The organism is Methanobrevibacter sp. (assembly GCF_045541095.1).
Taxonomy (GTDB): Archaea; Methanobacteriota; Methanobacteria; order Methanobacteriales; family Methanobacteriaceae; genus Methanocatella.
Genome location: NZ_JAZQIJ010000253.1, coordinates 1 through 4,229, shown reverse-complemented (window position 1 = coordinate 4,229; position 4,229 = coordinate 1). Strand labels below are relative to the sequence as shown.

2 protein-coding genes are annotated in these 4,229 nt (G+C 35.4%); both read left to right on the top strand.

The genetic code is table 11. The features are described from left to right. Positions 1-209 precede the first annotated feature (209 nt). Entirely contained in the window at positions 210-485 is a 276-nt protein-coding gene (locus ACKI2P_RS10925) for a YfhO family protein (RefSeq protein WP_407377532.1), read from the top strand. Between the two features lie 231 nt (positions 486-716). Further along, positions 717-3,827, top strand: coding sequence for a glycosyltransferase (locus ACKI2P_RS10920; RefSeq protein ID WP_407377530.1), 3,111 nt, complete (start codon positions 717-719; stop codon positions 3,825-3,827). Positions 3,828-4,229 lie beyond the last annotated feature (402 nt).

Sequence of the window (4,229 nt, the reverse complement as noted above, 5' to 3'; positions counted from 1 at the left end):
GGGGGCAGGAAGGAAGATAGTTTGCTGTAGTGCTTGACTTCAACATAAACTGTCCTTTGTATTTTGAGCCCTGAACAAATACTATCCTAATTATGTTTTTGGAATCTTTTATACCAAAAATATAAAAAAATTTGGTAACTGTTCAGAAGAGTCATCGCAACCTGTTCGGCTGACTCAGAACAGTTATTATATGAGAAATAATTCATCCAATGAAAAATAAGAATCATAACCTCAAATTGATGTTTGAATGTTTTTTCGTTTTTTTGATCACAGCTTTGATTCTTCTTATACTGTTTATAATCAATCATTATGCTCCCTTCGGACCAAATACTTTATCGGCATTGGATGCTAATATACAGTACAGAGATTTTTATGCATATTTTAAAGATGTGCTAAAAGGATCCAATAACATCTCATATTACAATTTTTTGGCGTACGGACTACCGGCATCAGGTCTCGCCCCCTTGCCCACTCGCACCGGGTGACTGTTTCGGGATAATCTCTCCAATGTTTTATGCACTGTATCTAATTTAATATATGATAAAATCTCAATAAAAGTGAATTATTTGTACATGCAGATATAGACTATATATTCTAACAGAATATAGCTGACACCTGCAACTGACCAAGATCGAAATCGATATGTTGAAAAAACAAATAGGCAGATAGGGCTAAGGATTGAACGGTTAATCGAAAACTATAGCGGAGACCTGTGAATGACTTTGAATAAAGATGTAATTAATATTGTTTTTATTACAGACGAGCATTATTTAATGCCGACAACTGTAACTATCACTTCATTAAAAATTAATCGTGACAAATTCAGTAATTATTCAATTTTTGTCATTACAACAGATTTGTCTGAAGAATCAAAACAAAAGCTACTATCTCTCAGTGAAGAAGGTTTTGAGATTATATTGCGAGAAGAGACTCTTCCGGATTCACTTCTGAAAATGAAACAAGTGAGGGGAAGAGTACGTCCTGCCGCAATGATGAAATTTTATTTACCCGAAATTTTCCAACATTTACCAAAAATTCTATATCTGGATTCAGACATAATAATTCAAAAAGATCTAAAACCACTTTTTGACATAGACATTTCAGATTGTTATGCGGCAGTTGTAGATGATATCATGTCTGTCAATGGGAAAGAATACCATCTAAAATGGCTTAATTTCCGGGAAAATGCTTACTTCAATTCCGGAGTAATGCTTTTAAATCTTGATAGAATGAGAAAGGATAACATTCCATTTCAGTTGTTTGATTACAGAAGATATGGATTGAACCGCTTCACCGATCAGGATGCGTTTAATGTTATCTTTAAGGGAGATGTAAAATATATATCCCCATATTATAATTTATTGACCTGTTTTTTCGAATGGGAAAGTGTTGATTTTCTACGTGATTTTTATCATGAAGATTTTCCATATGATCCGGAAGAAAGATACCGGAAAGCCACAATTCTGCACTTTGGAGACACACAAAAGCCGTGGAAATACGATATAGGCTATTTGTCTGAATTATATAAAAGCTATTACATCAAATCTCCTTATGCTTCTCAACCGCTGCATTTGGAAAAATGGGAAGGCCAAAGAAATAATGCAGTGCTATCAAGCATGGAAGCTATAAACCACACCTCGATAATAAGTGTAATAATCCCAATTTTATCTGATAAATCCGATATACGAAAATGCCTCGATAGTGTTCTCAGTCAGGATTATTCCGATTTAGAAATTAATTGTATCGTCTCCGAAACGGATCATATGCATTTGCAAATATTGGAAGCATATTCCAAAACAGATGAGCGTATAAAGATCATAATGTCTGATGTCAGCACTTATGCAGGAATGATCAATTCTACACTTAACCATTCAGGTGGAAAATATGTGGCGATCATCAGCACAAAAAATTACATTCTTCCCAATATGTTTACCAAATTGGTAAAAACAGCTGAAGAAAAACAGCTTGATTTTATAAAAACGGATTATTTCGTTTCGAAAAAATCCGAATCTGAAGATAAAGACCAGTTGGTTTATCGGAGAATCATTCGGACCGAAGATCTTCCATATAACCAGGTCATTGACCCGAATGAGAACGGATTCTCATTCGAAACCGGGAATGAACCCGGTGCGGGATTGTATAATCTTGAATTTCTGCGAGCTAACAACATTTATTTCAATGAATCTGAATTATGCAAATATCCGGAAATCGGTTTTTGGTTTCAAACTTTATGCAAAGGACATCGAGCGCTCTTTTTGAATGAACCTTATTTAAGTTGTACCTATGATTCTCAAAAATACCTAAACGGAAATGCGATTTTTGAAGAATTTCATTTCATTCGCTCAGAATTGAAAAAAAGTCCAACTCTTGAAAAACGTTTTACGGCACTGAGCTTATATTATCTGTATCGCGAGTGGAAGAAAAATCGTGATTATTTTGAGGAAGACGAAAAGCTTTCTTCTTATCAACAAATTTCAGGTATTTTTCAGAATATAAACTTATACGAAATACCATATCAAACTTTATTCTCTCTGTCAGAAACTGAAGAAATTCTTCGTATCATACAGTCACCGGATGACGAATATTATTGCAATTCCAAAATCACTTATGATTTTATATGGCTGCTTCCACCGGATAGATATCCGGGATATTTGAAAAGAGTATTTTATGAAAAAACGGGAGAAACCCTCAATCTCGAAAAGCCGGAAACATTCAATCAGAAAATTCAATGGCTGAAACTATATTATGAAACTCCAGATGTCAAAAGGCTTTCTGATCAATTATTTGTACGGGATTGGGTCAAGAACAGAATTGGTGATGCGTATCTCACTCCAATTTACCGGACCTTTGATTTGGATGATGAAATTGATTTTTCAGAAATCCCGGAATCATTCACTTTAGGTATCAATTTTTCAAGTGATAATATTCTTTCGGTTCGGGACAAGAATAATTTTACTCAGCAGCAATATAAAGAAATACTGAACCGTTGGATGAAAAAAGGGCGTACAGCGGTAAAAAACATGGAGTTAATGGTAACCGATATTCATCCGAAACTTTTCATTGAAACATTTCTATCACCGGATGTACCGGAATTCAGTTTTTTCTGTTTCAATGGGATCCATAAATTAACCCAGATTCGTTATAATAAAGGGACTGAAGATTGTTATTATCAAATATTTGACCTGAAACAGCAAGTCGTTGCTTCATCTGACCCGGGTTCAGCCGGATTTCCTGTTGCAATACCGAAACAATATGGTGAAATGATAAAACTTGCGGAAAAAACAGCATGTGATTTTCCTTTCGTTTCCGTTTCTTTTCAGATAGAAAATGATCAGATTTCTTTCACCGGGATGTCTTTTGCTCCGGAATCCGGTTTTATTCATTGGAATGAACCGTTATTAGATATTTATTACGGGAAGATTTTAAAGCTGCCGAATGATAAAACGAGCCTTCCCGAGAAAAGCTTCGCGGAACTAGGTATTCCAAACGCTATATCCCGAGAGATATCTGCGAATAAGGATGTTTGGGATACATTGAAAGACGAAACGCGTGATAAAGAAGACCTTATCATTAAAAAGTATTCCTTATTAAAGGAATTTGATCGAAAAGAACGGATGATTCGTGAAAAGGAAACCCGGATACAAACTCTTACCTCTGAAATTAATACATTGAAAGATGAAAAACGTGAAAAGGAGACCCGGATACAAACTCTTACCTCTGAAATTATAGCGGTTTACTCCTCATCATCATGGAAAATCGGACAGATCATTGTTCAGCCGCTTCATATGATAAAAACTTTATATCACAAATTGAAATCGTTCAAATGAGATTCCGACCCAAGTCTCATTTATCATTTGGGTATTTTCTGATGTCATCCCGATTTTTTTTTTGTAGTAATACAGTTTCATTAATAATACTACAAAATCTCGAAATGTTTGCGGCAGGTGTTTATCTGAGTCGTTACAGTTTACGGAACGAGCGTTAACATTCATGATTTCCGCCAAATCAACAGCCCGCACTGGTGACTGGCGCCTGAGTTGCGTCACTGATTTGGCGAGCCCCTGTACAGTAACATAGAATCGTCGCCGTGTAACGTATCGTCTTATCAAAAGCCGGCATCGATTATGAATCCTGACTTCCGTCGTTTCTCTAAAAACATAGTACATCAGGAATTGATCAGCATACAATTATTGAAAAAATTTTCGATTTCTTTTTCAGAAAAATACAAA

Excerpts from the sequence above, each read along its gene's own strand:
- ACKI2P_RS10925 (WP_407377532.1), top strand. The coding sequence starts at position 210 with ATGAAAAATAAGAATCATAACCTCAAATTGATGTTTGAATGTTTTTTC.
- ACKI2P_RS10920 (WP_407377530.1), top strand. The coding sequence starts at position 717 with ATGACTTTGAATAAAGATGTAATTAATATTGTTTTTATTACAGACGAG.